16 protein-coding genes are annotated in these 16,937 nt (G+C 64.7%); 9 read left to right on the top strand and 7 right to left on the bottom strand.

What is annotated here, in order from left to right:
- Positions 1–18 precede the first annotated feature (18 nt).
- The 9 genes from P7F60_RS24760 to P7F60_RS24720 all read left to right on the top strand — a co-directional run bounded on the left by P7F60_RS24760 (position 19) and on the right by P7F60_RS24720 (position 10,829).
- Positions 19–1,476: a polysaccharide biosynthesis protein gene (locus tag P7F60_RS24760; RefSeq protein WP_277920372.1), complete on the top strand. Its 1,458-nt coding sequence runs from the start codon at positions 19–21 to the stop codon at positions 1,474–1,476.
- Positions 1,473–2,867: an O-antigen ligase family protein gene (locus P7F60_RS24755; RefSeq protein ID WP_277920371.1), complete on the top strand. Its 1,395-nt coding sequence runs from the start codon at positions 1,473–1,475 to the stop codon at positions 2,865–2,867. The genes P7F60_RS24760 and P7F60_RS24755 overlap by 4 nt, the downstream gene beginning before the upstream one ends.
- Positions 2,864–3,955, top strand: coding sequence for a glycosyltransferase family 2 protein (locus P7F60_RS24750; protein ID WP_277920370.1), 1,092 nt, complete (start codon positions 2,864–2,866; stop codon positions 3,953–3,955). The genes P7F60_RS24755 and P7F60_RS24750 overlap by 4 nt, the downstream gene beginning before the upstream one ends.
- Entirely contained in the window at positions 3,952–6,168 is a 2,217-nt protein-coding gene (locus P7F60_RS24745) for a family 16 glycosylhydrolase (protein WP_277920369.1), read from the top strand. The genes P7F60_RS24750 and P7F60_RS24745 overlap by 4 nt, the downstream gene beginning before the upstream one ends.
- Positions 6,165–7,445, top strand: coding sequence for a polysaccharide biosynthesis/export family protein (locus tag P7F60_RS24740; protein WP_277920368.1), 1,281 nt, complete (start codon positions 6,165–6,167; stop codon positions 7,443–7,445). The genes P7F60_RS24745 and P7F60_RS24740 overlap by 4 nt, the downstream gene beginning before the upstream one ends.
- A gap of 123 nt (positions 7,446–7,568) precedes the next feature.
- Complete coding sequence (gene paaG / locus P7F60_RS24735; RefSeq protein WP_277920367.1) at positions 7,569–8,357, top strand: 2-(1,2-epoxy-1,2-dihydrophenyl)acetyl-CoA isomerase PaaG; 789 nt, start codon at positions 7,569–7,571, stop codon at positions 8,355–8,357.
- Positions 8,354–8,794, top strand: a complete 441-nt coding sequence (gene paaI, locus P7F60_RS24730) for a hydroxyphenylacetyl-CoA thioesterase PaaI (protein WP_277920366.1) — start codon at positions 8,354–8,356, stop codon at positions 8,792–8,794. The genes paaG and paaI overlap by 4 nt, the downstream gene beginning before the upstream one ends.
- A 41-nt stretch (positions 8,795–8,835) precedes the next feature.
- Positions 8,836–10,146 carry a phenylacetate--CoA ligase PaaK gene (gene paaK, locus P7F60_RS24725; protein ID WP_277920365.1) on the top strand — a complete coding sequence of 437 codons (1,311 nt, stop codon included), beginning with the start codon at positions 8,836–8,838 and terminating at the stop codon, positions 10,144–10,146.
- A gap of 86 nt (positions 10,147–10,232) precedes the next feature.
- Positions 10,233–10,829: a TetR/AcrR family transcriptional regulator gene (locus tag P7F60_RS24720; RefSeq protein WP_277920364.1), complete on the top strand. Its 597-nt coding sequence runs from the start codon at positions 10,233–10,235 to the stop codon at positions 10,827–10,829.
- A gap of 7 nt (positions 10,830–10,836) precedes the next feature.
- Here P7F60_RS24720 and P7F60_RS24715 read toward each other — a convergent pair whose 3' ends face one another.
- The 7 genes from P7F60_RS24715 to paaB all read right to left on the bottom strand — a co-directional run bounded on the left by P7F60_RS24715 (position 10,837) and on the right by paaB (position 16,923).
- Positions 10,837–11,355, bottom strand: coding sequence for an acyl-CoA thioesterase (locus tag P7F60_RS24715; RefSeq protein WP_277920363.1), 519 nt, complete (start codon positions 11,353–11,355; stop codon positions 10,837–10,839).
- Positions 11,356–11,359: 4 nt separating this feature from the next.
- Positions 11,360–13,417, bottom strand: a complete 2,058-nt coding sequence (paaZ, locus tag P7F60_RS24710; RefSeq protein WP_277920362.1) for a phenylacetic acid degradation bifunctional protein PaaZ — start codon at positions 13,415–13,417, stop codon at positions 11,360–11,362.
- A gap of 1 nt (position 13,418) precedes the next feature.
- Positions 13,419–14,180 (bottom strand): Phenylacetic acid catabolic protein, encoded by a 762-nt coding sequence (locus tag P7F60_RS24705; RefSeq protein WP_277920361.1) that lies wholly within the window; start codon positions 14,178–14,180, stop codon positions 13,419–13,421.
- A gap of 10 nt (positions 14,181–14,190) precedes the next feature.
- Complete coding sequence (paaE, locus tag P7F60_RS24700) at positions 14,191–15,267, bottom strand: 1,2-phenylacetyl-CoA epoxidase subunit PaaE (protein WP_277920360.1); 1,077 nt, start codon at positions 15,265–15,267, stop codon at positions 14,191–14,193.
- 82 nt (positions 15,268–15,349) lie between these two features.
- A complete protein-coding gene (gene paaD / locus P7F60_RS24695; RefSeq protein ID WP_277920359.1) occupies positions 15,350–15,874 on the bottom strand; it encodes a 1,2-phenylacetyl-CoA epoxidase subunit PaaD in 525 nt (174 codons plus the stop codon).
- A gap of 9 nt (positions 15,875–15,883) precedes the next feature.
- Positions 15,884–16,639 carry a 1,2-phenylacetyl-CoA epoxidase subunit PaaC gene (gene paaC, locus P7F60_RS24690; protein WP_277920358.1) on the bottom strand — a complete coding sequence of 252 codons (756 nt, stop codon included), beginning with the start codon at positions 16,637–16,639 and terminating at the stop codon, positions 15,884–15,886.
- Positions 16,639–16,923 (bottom strand): 1,2-phenylacetyl-CoA epoxidase subunit PaaB, encoded by a 285-nt coding sequence (paaB, locus tag P7F60_RS24685; RefSeq protein ID WP_277920357.1) that lies wholly within the window; start codon positions 16,921–16,923, stop codon positions 16,639–16,641. Before paaB ends, paaC begins: the two co-directional genes overlap by 1 nt.
- Between the last annotated feature and the right edge of the window lie 14 nt (positions 16,924–16,937).

The raw sequence follows: 16,937 nt of genomic DNA, 5'->3' as shown, positions 1-16,937 counted from the left end.
GCGAGGGAGACAACGGAGATGACCAGGGTCTACAATTCCAAACCGATCCCGCTTCATGCCACCGACGAGGAGGAGGCGATCATCCGCGCCCGCGCCGACGAACGGGTAAAGACGCCGGAACCGCGCTATTCCGTGCGGCGCTTCGTCGTCGGCGGCATGACGGTGATGGCCGCCGCCGCCATCGTCTGGCCGTCGATCCCGCGCATCTACGAATCGACCGCGACGCTGGTGCTCCGCCCCACCAATATGGAAGGCCAGAACGACGTTTTGGAAGCTTCGCGCCAGCCATTGGACGAAAGCTTCATCATTTCCGATCTCGACCGGCTGCATTCCGTCAACCTGGCGAAAGAGGTGATCGACATCCACCATCTGGCACAGGACGACGAATTCCGGCCGAAGCCCGGCGCCACCGAAAAGGCGCAGGCGCTGGTCATGAACTTTCTTGACGTCGCCTTGCCGCAGACCTGGGCGCACGGCTTCATCGCGCCATCGACCGACGGCCTGCTCGACGGCGACGGCATCGCCAACGCCGCCGCGCGCGAGGAGACGCAACTGCGCGAAAACCTCTGGCACCGCATGGTGATCGATCGCGACCGCCAGTCCTACACCGTCAAGGTCGGCTTCCGCTCCAACGACCCGGAAAAGGCGACGGCCCTGACCAACACGCTGGTCGGCGCCTATCTGAAGGCGCAGGTGATGCGCAAGGTCGACGATGCCGACGCCATGAACAAGCTGCTTTCCGACCGCGTCGACGAGGCCAAGCGCCGCGCCGAGACCTCGCAACGGGAGATGGAGGATTTTCTCAACACATCCGGCCTTATCGACCAGGGCGTTCAGATATCGCTCGAAGCCCAGCTCTCGACCCTGAGCACCGAGCTTGCCAATGCCCGCGCCCAGCTCATCGATTTTCGCACGCGCACCGACACGCTCACCGCGATGAAGGCGGCCGGCACGCTCGACAGCGCGCCGGAAGTTTTGGCCTCGCCGACGATCCGGCAATTGAACCAGAGCTTGACGGAAAGCATGTCGCGCCTGGCCGTCATGCCGACGGAGGCGCGCAGCATATCCAGGCAGGCGGAAATCGAGCGGGATCGCATCGTCACCAGCGTGCGTGTCGAGGCCGAGAACTGGGCCGAGCGCGAAAAGCGCCTGACCGACGAAATCCAGAAGATACGCCAGACCATGGTGGACCGTCGCAAGGCGAGCCTGCGTCTTGACGAGCTTCGTCTGCGGGTCGACAACGACACGCAGGTGCTGGCCGACGCCCTGACCCGCATGAAGACACGCGGTCCCTCCACAGAAGCCCTGAAGCCGGATGCGGAAGTCCTGTCGCCGGCAACCGTGCCGGACAAACCGGTCTTCCCGATCCTGCCGCTCTATCTCGCCGGCGCCTTCGGCGCGGCGCTGCTGGCAGGCGCGGCCCTCAATGCATCTGCCATCCGGCGCACCACCCTGCGCCTGATGCAGCAATCATGACGACGGCAACAGATACCGCCTGGAAAGGCCCGGCGGGCATGGGCGCTGTCGCGGCGGGCATCGCGCTCGCCGTTATTCTCGCCTGGCTGGCGCTCCTTCTTCGGGCGGTCCCGCAACCGTCGGTCGCCGCCCTTCCGCTCGTTCCCATCCTCGCGGTCGTCAGCGCGACGCTCGTCCTCGCCTGCATCCGTGGCCGACGCTGGGCAATCGGCCTTCTGTTCATCTTCGCCTTTTTCGGCCTCAGCTTCGGAATGCGCATGGATGGCTATGCCCGGACCGGCGGCATGGATGTCGAGAACATCATCAAGCTCAGTTCGTGGCTGCTGGTCTTCCTCATCTGCCCCTTCCACGTCCGGCGGCTGCTGCCGTTTCTGCGCGAAAGGACAGTGCTGCTGGCCTGTCTCTACGGGCTGGTGGCCTTCGTCTCGGCGGCTTGGTCGCTGATCCCGGCCTATACGGCGGCCAATGCGCTCGGCCTTGCGTCCTATATCATCCTCGCCTGCCTCGTCGTCTCGGTGCTCGGCCCGGATGCAACGCTGCGTCTTCTGACGCTCACCCTGCTGGTCTTCATCACCATCGGGCTGATTTCGGGCGTCGTGTTTCCCGATATCGCCTGGCTGCCGCCTTCGGTGGAGGAACATGTCTACCGGCTGCGGGGCTTTTCCGGCCATCCCAACGTGCTGGGCGCGCAGGCCGCGCTGCTGGCGACCTTCGCGCTGATCCTCAAGCGGCGCAAGGTGATCGGCTGGACGGTTCTGGTGGCGTCGCTGGTCGTCGGCTTCGCCGCCATCATGGCCGCCGACAGCCGCACGATGCTGGCCGCCACCGCCGGCACCTGGCTGGTCATCGCATTGCGCGAGCGGCGGCTGCTCGCGCCCGCCCTGCTTTTCGGCTCGGTCTTCGCCTTCCTCGCGGTGGTGCTGCTGGCGCTGGGACGGTTTCCCGATCTGACGGTGCTTCTTGGGCCCCTGGCGCGCACCGGCTCGATCAACGAGGTGGTGACGCTGACCGGGCGGACGGAATTGTGGGCGGTGTCCTTCGATCTGATCAAGCAGAAACCGCTGTTCGGCTGGGGCTTCGGCGGCACCGAGGCGCTACTCATCGAAAGCGTCGGCCGGGGATTCCAGGGGGCGCCGGTCAACGCCCACAACATGTATATCCAGGCCGTCTTCAACCTCGGCTTCATCGGCGCACTGCCCGCCTTCGGCATGTTGGCGGTCCTTCTGTGGCGGATGCTCTCGCGGCCGGATGCGGCGCGCGACCAGCTCGTTCTGCTGGTCATGGTCATCGGCCTGACCGAAGTCAGCATCTTCGCCCTGCCGGTGCTGCTCACCTTTTCCTTTTTCCTCATCCTTGCCCGCGAGGCCGTCATGCCGGAGGCCCGATCATGACCATGCAGCTTACCCGACCCGACCATCCGCAGGCTCGCCCCCGGCGCGGCAGCATCGACGCCTACATGGTGGTGCGCAACGAGGCCGAGCGCCTGCCATTCCTGCTGGAGCATCACCGCCAGCTCGGCATCGACCGGTTCTTCGTCTGCGACAACGATTCCCGGGACGGCTCGATGGAATTCCTGCTCTCGCAGGGCGATTGCGTGGTGTACCACACGGCCGATTCGTTCGGCGAGGCCGGCTGCGGCATGAACTGGATCAACGACATGATCGCCCGCCATGGCGCGGGCAACTGGTGCCTGTTCATCGATGCCGACGAGCTGTTCGTCTATCCCCATTGCGAGCGCATCGGCCTGAAAGCCTTCTGCCGCTTCCTCGAAACGCAGGGACACGAGGCCGTCTTCGCCATCATGGTCGACATGTATGGCGAAGGTCCCGTCTCCGAGGCCGTCTATGTCAAGGGAACCTCTTTCATCGATACCTGCCCCTGTTTCGACACGGACTACCGCGTGCGCGCCAAGGCCGCCTTGCCCTTCTCGAAGAATTTCCTCGATGTCGAGGCCATCGGCGGCCCGCGCCTGCGGGTCTTCTATCCGCAATACCGGCATCTCGGCATCTGGCCGATGGCGGTGGCGCGCGCCGCCCGCAACCTGCGCCATCATCGGCTCGGCAAGCTGATCGGATTGCAGAAGACCGATATCGGGTCGTTGCCGCCCGACATCACCAAGGTGCCGCTGATGCATTGCCGCGACGGGCAGCGCTGGGCGACCAACCATCGCACCGTCCCGCTTCCGGTCGCCGAGGTGACGGCGGCGCTGCTGCATTTCAAGCTGTTCGCCAATTTCGACCAGCGTGCCCACAGCGAAGTCAGCCGCGGCGAGCATTGGGATGCCGGTGTCGAATATCGCCGCTACGTCGCCCATGCCAAGAAACATCCCGGAGCCGGTTTTCTCTATGAAAACAGTGCCCGCTATCGCTCCAGCGATGACCTGAAGGCTCATGGCATCCTCCGCTCCTCCCCCGCCTTCGAGGCCCTCGTGAAAACGATCCCGGCTGACCGGTCCGTGGAAAGGGCGGTGGCCTCATGAGCATCGCCGCCGACGCCGAAACGCTGGCCCTCCGCCCGGTCACCGCCAATCGCCTGCCGCCGGCCTTCGACCGGATGCGCCATGCGCCGCATCTGCAATGGCTGGGCCGCCCCTTCACCTATGCCTTCGGCGCGCTGATCCTGACCATCCTCGGCAGCGGCGCGACGCTGCTCGCCCCACGGCTGCTGGAGCCGGCCGCCTTCGGCACCTTCGCGCTGCTGACCAGCCTGTTCACCTATGCGGGGCGCGCCGATTTCGGCCTGTCGCAACTGGCCGACAAGCAGATCCCCGGCCGCGCCGACAGCGACGTGCTGAAGGCCGGGCTCGATATCCTCAATGCGCTCTGGCTGGTCGGCTTCGTGCTTCTCGCCTTGATCCTGCCGCTGCTGGCGCTGTTCGGCGACAATGCGCTGCCGCGGTTCGATACCGCGCTTGCCATTGCCGGCGGCATCATGGCGATGATCGCCAATGGCCCGGTAACCCTGTTCCGGGCTTCATCGCGGCTGTGGGAGTTCACGGTCGTGGCGCTGATCCTGCAGCTCGGCATGACGGTTCCCCGGCTGGCCGGCCTGCTGGCCGGCGGCATCACCGGCTCGTTTGCCGCACTTGCCGCCTATTATGCGCTCTGCGCCTTCCTGTTTGCCCGGCCCTCGCCGATCCGGCTGCGCCGCCGTCTGCCGCTGCTCGCCATGGCGCGCACCGCGCTGCCGTTGTTTGCCTTCAATCTTTCCTGGATCCTCTATCTCGGGGCCAATCGCTGGGTCTCGGCCACCCTATCCTCGCCGCACGATCTCGGTCTATTCTCGCTCTCGGCCAGCCTGGCGATGATCGGCCTCGGCCTGATGTCGACGGTGGCGCAGACGCGTTATCCGAGATTTCTGGCGCGGATCGAAGCCAGCGCCGACGCCTGCTCCCGGGAAATCGAGCGGGAGCTTTTCGCCGTCACCGCCGTCCTGACGCTCATCGCCGCCGCCGCCGTCTATCTCGCCCGTCCCGTCACTGCCGTGATCTTTCCCGGCTACGAGGATTCGACGGCATCGACCGTGGCGCTCGCCGCCGCCTGCATCCCGCTCGGCGCGATGAGCTGGATCACGCCGATGCTGGTCATCCGCTCGCTTCGCCCCGGAATCGACGCGCTGCTGCTGACGGGCGCCGGCCTTGCCGTTCTGGCCGCTGCGATGGGCTGCGGCCATGCGCTGGCCGGCATCGATGGGCAAGCCTGGGGCAATGCCTTCGCCGCGCTTGTCCTGTTTACCGCCATGGTCAAGCTGATGCATGGCCTCGGCATGACGACCGGGCGCGGCGCGGCGCGGATCGTCGCCGCCCAGGCCGTCGCCATCGTCTTCACCGCCACCCTCGCCTTCAGCCATTCGGCGCGGGCGGAAGTCGGCCCGGACGCGCAAGGACTGGTCGATCCGCCGCACTGGAAAACCATTTTCGAGGACGATTTTTCAACGCTGAACCTGCAATCCGCGACCGGCGGCATCTGGCTGCCCTACTATCCCGATGGCAACCGCAGCAATGGCGGCAATCGGGAGCTGCAATATTATGTCGATCCGCGCCGGGGCGGCGATGCGCCGGCTTTGCAAGCGCTTGAACCCTATCGGCTGCAGGACGGCGTTCTGGCGATCCGCGCCAGCCAGGTTCCGGAAAGCCTGCGCGCCCGCAGCAATGGCTATGCTTATGCCTCCGGCCTGCTCAACAGTGCCGGGCATGTGCGTTTCCTCTATGGTTCGGTGCAGATCCGCGCCAAGGTGCCGAAGGGGCGTGGCTTGTGGCCGGCCTTCTGGCTGCTGCCCCAGGATCGAACCTGGCCCCCGGAACTCGACGTTTTTGAAGTTCTCGGCCACGACACCAGCAGCCTCCACGTCACCGCCCATAGCGGCCTGAACATCCCCACAGGGGAAAAATCCGCACGGACGACCGGGCGTATCTCGACCGACGATCTCTCTGCGGATTTCCACGTCTATGGCCTGACCTGGACGAGGGAAAGACTGGTCTGGTCGCTGGATGGACGCGCCGTCTTCGAGACCGCGACGCCGGCCGACCTGCACAAGCCGATGTTCCTCGTCGTCAATCTCGCCGTCGGCGGCGATTGGCCGGGCGCGCCGGATGCCCGCACCCCCTTTCCCGCCGCCCTGCTGATCGACTGGATCCGCGTGCGTCAGTCCGACGCTGACAGACGCAGTGAAGCAAAAGAGGCAATCCAATGAAACCGATCGGCCTTTCGACTTTCCGTTGTGTCGCGATCCCGGAGGCAAGGCCGCATCGCTCCTTTGCTGGAATTGCTTTCGGCCTGCTGCTGACGTTTGCGACCCTGCCGCAGATCGCCACCGCCCAGGAGCGCCCGCGCTATCGCCTGGCGCCAGGCGACATCCTGCAGCTCGGCGTCTTCGGCGTCGCTGATTTCGGCCGGCGGGTGACAGTCAATGTCGACGGCGATATCTCCGTACCCTTTCTTGGCGAGGTGCAGGCCGAAGGGCTCACGCTCAAGGATCTGCGCATCGCCCTCTCTGAAGGCCTCACCAAGGACGGCCGTATCCAGTCGGCGGATGTGACGGTGGAGATGGTCGAGCACCGGCCCTTCTATATCAGCGGCGACGTTTCCCGCCCGGGCGCGGTGCCCTATCGCCCCGGCCTGACGGTGCGACATGCGATCGCGCTTGCCGGCGGTTATGACGCCTTGCGCTTCCGCACCGAAAACCCGCTGATGACCGCCCCGGATCTGCAAAGCGAAAACGAGGGCCTGTGGATCGATTTCGCCCGTCAGCAGGCACTGGTCATCAGCCTGAAGAGCGAGATCACCGGAACCACGGAAATCGACCTGACTCCGATCTATTCCGTGCCGCTGGCCCGCAAGACCCTCGACGAGATCGCCGATTTCGAACGCAACGACCTGAAAATGCGGCTGGAGAACTACGCCAAGCAGCGCACGCATCTGCAAACCCTGTTGCAGGATACGGAAAGGACGCTGGCTTCGCTGAAGGATACCCAGAAGAGCAATGCCGAAAGCCTGAGGCTGCAGCAGGACGCCCTTGACCGCGCCTCGAAATCGGCCTCCAAGGGACTGGTCGCCAGCAACCGCGTCGATGACGAACGTCGCTCATTGTCGGAGCTGCGCAGCCGCTCCACCGATACGGACTCGCGCGTCGACCAGACCCAGCGTCAGAAGGAAGAGGTCGCCCGCAACATCGAGCAGCAGGACGAACAGCGCCGGACGCAATTGAACTACAATTTGCGCGAAGCGACCATCACGCTGGAAAAACTCTCCTCCCGCCTGCAGGCTTCCAGTGAAAAGCTGCTCTATACCGGCGCGGTCAAGGCCCAGTTGCGCGGCGGTGGCGGTGGGCCGGAACTGATCATCCACCGCAAGATCGACGGCCGGGTGGTCGATCTCTCGGCCCGGGAAGATACGGAAATCCTGCCCGACGACGTGCTCGACGTCTCGATCCGCCCCGAGCAGATGGTGGCCATCGCAAGAGGCCAATAGGGCCGGATGCGAAAAAGCCCGGGTATCTCAGCTCCTCCAAGTCGCGGATTTATAATTGACTGACCGGTCGGTTTATGCAAGGATTTTCCACGTCGCCAATGGGATGGGCGCGAGGGAGGAACCATGTCCGCATCCAACACCGTTTTGCAGACGTTTGCCGATGGCGTTCTGAGCCTCACACTGAATCGCCCCGAAAAGCTCAACGCTTTCAACGAGGAAATGCATCTGGCGCTGCGCGCCGGGCTGGAGCGCGCCCATCGGGACGACGCGGTGCGCGCGGTATTGCTGACCGGCGCCGGACGCGGTTTCTGCGCCGGGCAGGATCTCGGCAATCGCGATCCGCGCAACGGCACGCCGGATCTCGGCCATACACTGGACACTTTCTACAATCCGAATGTGCGGCTGATCCGCAGCCTGGAAAAGCCGGTCGTCTGCGCCGTCAACGGCGTCGCCGCCGGGGCCGGCGCCAACATCGCCATCGCCTGCGACATCACGCTCGCCGCCCGCTCGGCGCGCTTCATCCAGGCCTTCGCCAAGATCGGCCTGGTGCCGGATTGCGGCGGCACCTGGAGCCTGCCGCGCCTGGTCGGCGAAGCGCGCGCCAAGGCATTGGCGCTGACCGGCGAGCCGCTGGCCGCGCAAACCGCCGCCGACTGGGGCCTGATCTGGCGCGCCGTCGATGACGATGCGCTGATGGAAGAGGCCATGGCGCTCGCCACCCGCCTCGCCGCCGGCCCGACCCGTGGCCTCGGCATGACCAAGCGTGCCATCCAGGCCGCCGCCACCAATTCGCTCGACCAGCAGTTCGATCTCGAGCGCGACCTGCAGCGCGACGCCGGCCGGAGCGCCGACTATGCCGAGGGCGTCATCGCCTTCCTCGAAAAACGCAAGCCGGAGTTTTCGGGCCGATGAGCGCCGCCGGCCTTTCGCCGCAAGCGCTGGCCGAGGCCTGCGCCAGGGTCATGTGGGACGACGACAATGCCACCCGCCATCTCGGCATGGAGCTTGTCTCCATCGCGCCCGGCGAGGCGGTCATCGCCATGGATATCACCGAGGCCATGACCAACGGCCACGGCACCTGCCATGGCGGCTACATGTTCACGCTGGCGGATTCCGCCTTCGCCTTCGCCTGCAATTCGCACAACCAGCGCAGTGTCGCCCAGCATTGCTCGGTCAGCTTCATCGCCCCGGCCTTTCGCGGCGACCGGCTGACGGCGAGCGCGCAGGAAGTGTCGCGTCGCGGGCGCAGCGGCATCTACGACGTCCGCATCACCAATCAGGAGGGCGAGATCGTCGCGGAATTCCGTGGCCACTCGCGAACGATCAAGGGCGCACATCTGCCGGAGTGAGACAGAGGCCGGCGCCATCAAGCATTCCCGGAGGAGATTTCATGGAAGACCTGTCCCCCCGCCCCGGCGCGCTCGATGCGATCGAGACCGCCTCGCGCGACGAGATTTCCGCGCTGCAACTCGAGCGCATGACCTGGTCGCTGACCCATGCTTATGAGAATTCCCCCTTCTACCGCCAGCGTTTCGACGAGGCCGGCGTCCATCCCTCGGACCTGAAGACACTCTCCGACCTTGCGAAATTCCCCTTCACCACCAAGAAGGATCTGCGCGACACCTATCCCTTCGGCATGTTCGCCGTGCCGCGCGAAAAGCTCGTGCGCATTCACGCCTCCTCCGGCACGACCGGCAAGCCGACCGTCGTCGGCTATACGCGGAAGGATATCGATATCTGGGCCGATGTCGTCGCCCGCTCCATCCGCGCCTCGGGCGGAAGGAGCGGCGATATCGTGCATGTCGCCTATGGCTATGGCCTGTTCACCGGCGGGCTAGGCGCGCATTACGGCGCGGAAAGGCTCGGCTGCACGGTGGTGCCGATCTCCGGCGGCATGACCGAGCGGCAGGTCACCCTGATACAGGATTTCAACCCTCGCATAATCATGGTGACCCCCTCCTACATGCTTTCCATCCTCGACGAGTTCCGCAAGCATGGCATCGATCCGCGCGAAAGCTCGCTCGCCGTCGGCATTTTCGGGGCGGAGCCGTGGACGAATGCGATGCGCGAGGAGATCGAGCAGGCCTTCGACATGCATGCCGTCGATATCTACGGCCTGTCGGAGGTCATGGGACCGGGCGTCGCCAATGAATGCGTCGAGACCAAGGACGGGCTGCACATCTGGGAAGACCATTTCTATCCGGAAATCGTCGATCCGATGACCGGCGAGGTTCTTCCGGATGGCGAGATCGGCGAGCTGGTCTTCACTACGCTGACCAAGGAAGGCCTGCCGGTCATCCGCTATCGCACACGCGACCTGACGCGGCTGCTGCCGGGGACGGCACGTTCCATGCGGCGCATGGAAAAGGTCACGGGCCGCTGCGACGACATGATGATTCTGCGCGGCGTCAATGTCTTCCCGACCCAGATCGAGGAGCAAATCCTCAAATGTCGCGGCCTCGCCCCGCATTTCCAGATCGAACTGACCCGCTGCGGCCGCATGGACGACATGACGGTCCATGTCGAATGCACGCGTGAAGCCGCCGACCAAGGCGCGCGCACGGGCTCGGCCAGCGAACTTGCCCACCACATCAAGAGCGTGGTCGGCATCTCCACGAAAATCCTCGTCCATGAACCGGGCGGCGTCGCCCGTTCGGAAGGCAAGGCGAAACGGGTGGTCGACAACCGCCCGAAAGAGTGAACCACCGGGGTAGCCCGGCGCCGGGTCGAGCGTCTATAGGAGAGCCGCCGCCCTCTATAGACCCGGAACAAGCAGAGCAGGATCCTATGGCACGCACACGCGCAGTCGATTTCGAGGAAAAACAGCGTGGCATTCTGGCGAGTGCCGCGGCGGTGTTCGCCGAGATAGGCATGGAGAAGGCGTCCATGTCGATGATCGCCTCGCACAGCAATGTCTCCAAGGCGCTGCTTTACCATTATTATCCGAGCAAGGACGCGCTGATCTTCGACATCGTGCGCACGCATCTCACGGAACTGCAAGGGGCCATCGAAGCCGCCGACAGGCTGGACCTTGCACCGCAGGAGCGGCTGCGCCTGCTGGTGAAGGCCGTGCTCGCCAATTACGAGGGGCGCGACAACGAGCACAAGGTGCAGCTCAACGGCACCAGCGCGCTTTCGCCCGAGCAGCTTTCCGAATTGCAGGCGATCGAGCGACAGATCGTCAAGCGCTTCTCCGGCGTTATCCGCGATATCAACCCGGATCTCGCCGGGGAGCGGCCATTGCTGATGCCCGTCACCATGTCGCTGTTCGGCATGATGAACTGGGTCTATATGTGGTTTCGCCCGAACGGGCCGATCACCCGCGACGAATATGCCGATATCGCCACCACATTGATCCTCGAAGGCGTCAAGGCGGTCCGGTAACCGCGGTTCAGTCGCCTTCCGACCGATCGACATCCCTGCCCGTCGCCGCGACCGATTCAAGCCGCTCGGCGAATTCGCGACGCAACCTGCGGCGAAGTTCGGCCGCCTTGTAGCGACGGATATCCACCGCATCGGTCGGGCGCAGTTCCGGCACAGGCACGGGTTTACCCGCATCATCGACGGCGACCATCGAGAAATAGCAGGAATTGGTGTGTCGGCGGTGGCTGGAGCGGATGTTTTCCGCCTCGACCCGGATGCCGATCTCCATCGACGTCCGGCCGGTATGGTTGACCGAGGCACGAAACGTCACGAGTTCGCCGACATGGATCGGCTCCTTGAACATCACCTGATCGACGGAGAGCGTCACCGCATATTGCCGCGAATAGCGCGAGGCGCAGGAAAAGGCAACGCGATCGAGCAGGTTCAGCAACGCGCCGCCGTGGACCTTCCCCGAAAAATTCGCCATGTCGGGCGTCATCAGAACGGTCATGTCCAGGCGGCGGGGATCCTGCTCGATCGGCGTCATGCGGTCACTCTCTCGTTTTTGCCACCATCGTCAGAACGTCGTATTGGGCGACGGTGGCGCCCGTCTGGTTGGTCACCCGGCAATCCCAGCGCACTTCGCCGTGGTCGGCATTGGCGCGCGGGTTGATCTCCTTGCAGGTGAGCTGCACCTGCAACGTATCACCCGGATTGACCGGTGTCAGGAAGCGCAGGTTGTCGACCCCGTAATTGGCGAGCACCGGGCCCGGCGCCGGATCGACGAACAGACCGGCGGCGAAGGAGACGATGAGATAGCCATGCGCCACGCGCCCGTCGAAGAACGGATTCGCCCTGGCCGCGTCCTCGTCCATATGGGCGTAGAAAGTGTCGCCGGTGAAGTTCGCGAAATGCTCGATATCGTCGATCGTCACCATGCGCCTCGCGGTGACGAGCTGATCGCCGACCTTCAGCTCCGCCAGCGACTTGCGGAACGGATGTTCACCGCCCGCCCGCGCCTCGGCACCGGGCATCCAGCGGCCGGTGATGGCGGAGAGCAGGGTCGGCGCGCCCTGCACGGCCGTGCGCTGCATGTAATGCTTGACGCCGCGCATACCGCCCAGTTCCTCGCCGCCGCCGGCGCGGCCGGGGCCGCCATGGACGAGGCCGGGCAGCGGCGAACCATGGCCGGTGGAGGTTTTGGCGCTGACGCGGTTGCCGATCATCACGCGGCCATGGAAGGGCGCAAGACCCAGCACGACCTCCTCGGCAAAACCCGGATCGTTGGTGAAAACGGAGGCGACGAGGCTGCCCTTGCCGCGGCGGGCGAGATCGACGGCCTCTTGCGCCGTGCCATACGGCATGACGGTGCTGACAGGCCCGAAAGCCTCGACATCGTGGATGGCGCGGGCCGAACCAGGCTTGTCGCAATAGAGCAATACCGGATTGAGGAAGGCCCCGGCGACGGCATCCCCGGACTGGACGCTCGGATTGTCCGGGTCGCCGGCGACGATTTCGGCATCGGCGGCGAGATCGCGGATGCGCGCGCGAACCTCCTCGCGCTGTTCGAGGCTGGCGAGCGGGCCCATGCGCACGGCCTCGTCAGCAGGATTGCCGACGACGGTCTTGCCGAGGCGCGCGCGCAAGCTTTCGATCAATGCGTCGCTGTAGGCATGCGGGGCGATGACGCGACGGATCGCGGTGCATTTCTGGCCGGCCTTCACTGTCATCTCGCGGACGACTTCCTTGACGAAGAGGTCGAACTCTTCCGTGCCGGGCGCCGCATCAAGGCCAAGCACGGCGGCGTTGAGGCTGTCGGCCTCCATGGTGAATCGCACGGAATTTTCGACGATGGACCTGTGCGTCCTGAGGCGTTGACCCGTCGAGGCCGAACCTGTGAAGGTCACGGCGTCCTGTCCCTCGACATGGTCGAGCAGGTCGCCGACCGAGCCGCAGACGAGTTGCAATGCGCCTTCCGGCAGAATGCCGGTGTCGATGATGCGGCGGACCATCAGTTCGGTGAGATAGGCCGTCTGGCTCGCCGGCTTGACGACAGCGGGAACGCCGGCCAGCAGTGTCGGCGCCAGCTTTTCCAGCATGCCCCAGCAGGGGAAATTGAAGGCGTTGATATGCACCGCAACGCCCTGCAAGGGGCTGAGGATATGCTGCGCGGCGAAGGTATCGTCCTTTGACAGCGGCTCCACGTCGCCATCGAGCAGGACGCGGGCGTTCGGCAATTCGCGCCGGCCCTTCGAGGCATAGGACAGCAGCGTGCCGATGCCGCCTTCGATATCGATCCAGCTATCGATGCGGGTGGCGCCGGTGGCGGTGGAGCGCGCGTAGAAATCCTCCTTCTTCTCCATCAAAGCCTGGCCGAGCGCCTTCAGCATGGCGGCGCGCTCATGGAAGGACATCCGCCGCAGCGCCGGGCCGCCCTTGTCGCGGCCATGGGCGAGGATCGCCTTGAAATCGATGCCGGAGGAGTCGATGAAAGCGACCGGCGCGCCCGTCGAGGCGTCGAGCAGCGGCACACCCTCCTTCGCACCTGCAACCCACTGGCCGCCGACATAGCTTTGGAGCCGGCGCGGCCGGTTTGCCATCACGTTCATCTCACTGCCCTCTCAAACCGAGCGCAGAAAGCTGCGCGTCGACGCCTGCGCGCCAATCGGCCAGCAGGGTCTCGTTGGGCGTATGCCTGAGGCCGAAACGTGACAATGTCTCGAAGCGGGCCGAGCCGGAGTGGCCGAAGCTCATGGCGACGCGCGGATACCAGTAGGCGACCGAAGCCTTCGCCTTCGCACGGCCCTGCTCCTCATCGACGATGCGAACCAGACCGGCAAGGCCCAGTTCGGCATGGCGCATCTCCCGCGGCAGGATCACTCGGAAAACCTCGGCGAGCGGCTGGTAGGAGACACGCGACAATTCCGTGAGCTGCACGACGCTCGCCCGGCCCATCAGCACGTTCATCACGACCGCATCCACCCAGCCTTGCAGCGGATAGTGAAAGACGGAAAGGCGCATGTCGCCCTCCCGCCTGGCCGCGCCGATATCGGCCTCGCGGGAAAGCCTTTCGGCCCAGGGATAATGCAAGGCGTAACGCCCGCCATCCGCGCCGAAGGTTTCCATGATTTTCAGAACCTCGCCGGCATGGTCGGTCTTTTCCAGCACGATGCGGGCGGCGGAGATGCGCTCCTGGATACCGGGCGCATCGTTGATCGTATCGGCAAAACCGGCGGAACCGGCCAACTCGCTATCGACGAAACTCGCCATCAGGCGCAAAAGCTCGCCGCGATAGCGCGGCGGCACATTGGCCGGCGACGAAAGAACGCCTCCCTTTGCCAGATAGTCCTCGATCGGCATCGTGTCGGACATGATCGTTCTCCTACTGATCGTAGCTGAGGACGATGCGGTCGGTGAGCGGATAGCACTGGCAGGTCAGCACATAGCCCTGGCGCACCTCGTAATCTTCCAGCGCGTGGTTGACCTCCATCTCGGCCTCGCCCTCGATAATCCTGGCGCGGCAGGTGGAACAGACGCCCGCCTTGCAGGCATAAGGCGCATCCATGGCGTTTTCGAGCGCGGCGTCGAGCAGACTCTGGCCCTGCTTCGGGAACCTGAAGCTGCGCGTCGCGCCGTCGAGCGTGACGGTCGCCTCGCACATCGCGCCCTGGTCGGCCCCGGCGGCGGCCTCCGCCTTGCGCCTGAGGCAGCCGGGCTGCGAGGAGGCGAACAGCTCGAACTTGATCTGGTCGTCGCGCAGGCCGTGTTCGCGCAGGGCTGCGGCAATCGCCAGCATCATCGGCTCCGGTCCGCAGACGAAGGCGGTGGCGATGGACCTGATGTCGATCCAGCTCCTGAACAGCGCCGCACATTTCTCGCCGTCGATACGGCCGGTGAACAGATCGATATCCTGTGCCTCGCTTTCGAGGATGTGCAGCACCGAGAAACGGCCGAGATAGAGGTTCTTCAGATCCTCCAGCTCCTCGCGAAACATGATCGAGCTGATCTGGCGGTTGGCGTAGACCAGCGTGAAGCGAGACCGCGGCTCGCGCGCCAGCACCGTCTTGATGATCGAGAGCACCGGCGTGATGCCGCTGCCGCCGGCGAAACCGAGATAATGCTTGGCAACGTCAGGCTCCAGCGCGGTGAAGAAGGCGCCCATCGGCGGCATCGCCTCCAGCGTATCGCCGGGTTTCAGGCTTTCATTCACCCAAGTGGAGAAGCAGCCGCCGTCGACACGCTTGATGGCGACCGTCAGCACGCCCTCGTCCTTGCCGGCGCAGATCGAATAGGAACGGCGTAGCTCCTCGTCCTCGAATTTGCGGCGGAAGGTCAGATACTGGCCTTGGGTGAAGTCGAAGACGGCGCGGTCCTCTTCGGAGGGCGCGAGCGTCACCACCACCGCGTCGCGGGTCTCGCGGCGAATGTCGGTGACGGTCAGGGGGTGAAAACGTGCCATGCGCAGGCCTTCTTCCTGGAGCATTTCCAGCCGGAGCGGCATCGCTTCGTCGTTGGATAATGCGGTAAAACAACAAACTGGATCAGATGCACTTGAAATAGTCGAACGGTTCCAGGCAGTCGGAACAGCGATAGCTCGCCTTGCAGGGCGTCGAGCCAAACTGGCTGATCTTGTGCGTGTGCGTCGAGCCGCAGCGCGGACAGGCGATGGTCAGGTTCGAGCGGCCGGAAAGCCTGTCGATGCGCTTCATCAGCACGCCGTCGGCAGCCGTGCCGTCGATGGGTGGGGCGATGCCGTAGTCGCGCAGCTTTTCCCGGCCCTCGACGCTGATCCAGTCCGTCGTCCAGGCGGGCGAAAGCCGGCGCTCCAGCTTCACCTTGTCGAGGCCCTTTTCGGTGAGCGCCGTCTCGATATCGAGATTGATGATCGTGGTGGCGGGACAACCCGAATAAGTCGGCGTCACCGTCACCACCAGCGTATCGTCCCGCCATTCGACATCGCGGATAATGCCGAGGTCCGTCAACGAAATGACCGGAATTTCCGGGTCCGGCACCTGGCGTAACCAGTGCCAGACCTGATCGACCGAGGGACGATGCGCCGGATCCATCGCCGCCTCCTACCAGGTCGCGCCCGGATAGGCGCGCTGCAGAAACTGCATTTCAGTCAAAATGAACCCGAGATGCTCGGTATGCACGCCGCGCCGTCCGCCCTTGTGCATGTAGCCGTCGGCCGGCGTCTTCAGCGTGGCCTCGGCGAGCGCCTCCGCGACGATCTCGTTCCAGCCGACCTTGAGGCTTTCAGGCGCCGGGATGACGCCGGCCTCGACCAGTTCGGCGTCAAGGGCATCGCTCATGAACATCTCGCCGGTGAAGGGCCAGAGATCGTCCAGCGCCGCCTGCATGCGGCGATGGCTTTCCGCTGTGCCGTCGCCGAGCCGAATGACGAGATCGCGACTGCGATCAAGGTGATAGCAGACCTCCTTGAACGCCTTTTCCGCGATCTCGGCGATGCGCGTATCCGAAGAGCCCTTCAGCGCCTTCAGGAGCAGATAGTGCCAGGCGTCGAACAGGAACTGCCGCATCAGGGTCTTGCCGAAATCGCCGTTCGGGCGCTCGACGAGCAGGATGTTGCGGAATTCGTAGCCGTCGCGCAGATAGGCAAGATCATCCGCCGAGCGGCCCTTGCCCTCCACCTCGCCGGCAAGGCCGAGCCAGAGCTGCGTCTGACCGATCAGGTCGAGCGCGGTGTTGGCGAGTGCGATATCCTCCTCCAGCGCCGGCGCGTGTCCGCACCATTCGGAAACGCGATGACCGAGGATCAGCGTATTATCGCCGATGCGCAGCAGGAATTCGAGGAGGGCGCCGCTTGCCATCACATATGCCCCACTTCATCCGGAATGTCGAAGAAAGTCGGGTGGCGGTAGACCTTAGAATTCGACGGATCGAACAGCGGGCCTTTTTCCGAGGGCGCGCTGGCGGTGATCTCGGAGGATTTCACCACCCAGATGCTGATGCCCTCGTTGCGGCGCGTATAGACGTCGCGGGCATTGTTGATCGCCATCTCGGCGTCGGGCGCGTGCAGGCTGCCGACATGGCGATGGTTGAGACCATGTTGGCCCCGGATGAAGACTTCCCAAAGCGGCCATTCGCTGGACATTCTTGTCTCTCCCA

Source organism: Rhizobium sp. YJ-22, assembly GCF_029601685.1.
In the GTDB taxonomy this organism is placed as follows: domain Bacteria; phylum Pseudomonadota; class Alphaproteobacteria; order Rhizobiales; family Rhizobiaceae; genus Metarhizobium.
Note: the sequence above shows the minus strand (reverse complement) of the source record. Positions and strands in the feature narration are given on the sequence as shown.

Excerpts from the sequence above, each read along its gene's own strand:
- P7F60_RS24760 (WP_277920372.1), top strand. The coding sequence starts at position 19 with ATGACCAGGGTCTACAATTCCAAACCGATCCCGCTTCATGCCACCGAC.
- P7F60_RS24755 (WP_277920371.1), top strand. The coding sequence starts at position 1,473 with ATGACGACGGCAACAGATACCGCCTGGAAAGGCCCGGCGGGCATGGGC.
- P7F60_RS24750 (WP_277920370.1), top strand. The coding sequence starts at position 2,864 with ATGACCATGCAGCTTACCCGACCCGACCATCCGCAGGCTCGCCCCCGG.
- P7F60_RS24745 (WP_277920369.1), top strand. The coding sequence starts at position 3,952 with ATGAGCATCGCCGCCGACGCCGAAACGCTGGCCCTCCGCCCGGTCACC.
- P7F60_RS24740 (WP_277920368.1), top strand. The coding sequence starts at position 6,165 with ATGAAACCGATCGGCCTTTCGACTTTCCGTTGTGTCGCGATCCCGGAG.
- paaG (WP_277920367.1), top strand. The coding sequence starts at position 7,569 with ATGTCCGCATCCAACACCGTTTTGCAGACGTTTGCCGATGGCGTTCTG.
- paaI (WP_277920366.1), top strand. The coding sequence starts at position 8,354 with ATGAGCGCCGCCGGCCTTTCGCCGCAAGCGCTGGCCGAGGCCTGCGCC.
- paaK (WP_277920365.1), top strand. The coding sequence starts at position 8,836 with ATGGAAGACCTGTCCCCCCGCCCCGGCGCGCTCGATGCGATCGAGACC.
- P7F60_RS24720 (WP_277920364.1), top strand. The coding sequence starts at position 10,233 with ATGGCACGCACACGCGCAGTCGATTTCGAGGAAAAACAGCGTGGCATT.
- P7F60_RS24715 (WP_277920363.1), bottom strand. The coding sequence starts at position 11,355 with ATGACGCCGATCGAGCAGGATCCCCGCCGCCTGGACATGACCGTTCTG.
- paaZ (WP_277920362.1), bottom strand. The coding sequence starts at position 13,417 with ATGAACGTGATGGCAAACCGGCCGCGCCGGCTCCAAAGCTATGTCGGC.
- P7F60_RS24705 (WP_277920361.1), bottom strand. The coding sequence starts at position 14,180 with ATGTCCGACACGATGCCGATCGAGGACTATCTGGCAAAGGGAGGCGTT.
- paaE (WP_277920360.1), bottom strand. The coding sequence starts at position 15,267 with ATGGCACGTTTTCACCCCCTGACCGTCACCGACATTCGCCGCGAGACC.
- paaD (WP_277920359.1), bottom strand. The coding sequence starts at position 15,874 with ATGGATCCGGCGCATCGTCCCTCGGTCGATCAGGTCTGGCACTGGTTA.
- paaC (WP_277920358.1), bottom strand. The coding sequence starts at position 16,639 with ATGGCAAGCGGCGCCCTCCTCGAATTCCTGCTGCGCATCGGCGATAAT.
- paaB (WP_277920357.1), bottom strand. The coding sequence starts at position 16,923 with ATGTCCAGCGAATGGCCGCTTTGGGAAGTCTTCATCCGGGGCCAACAT.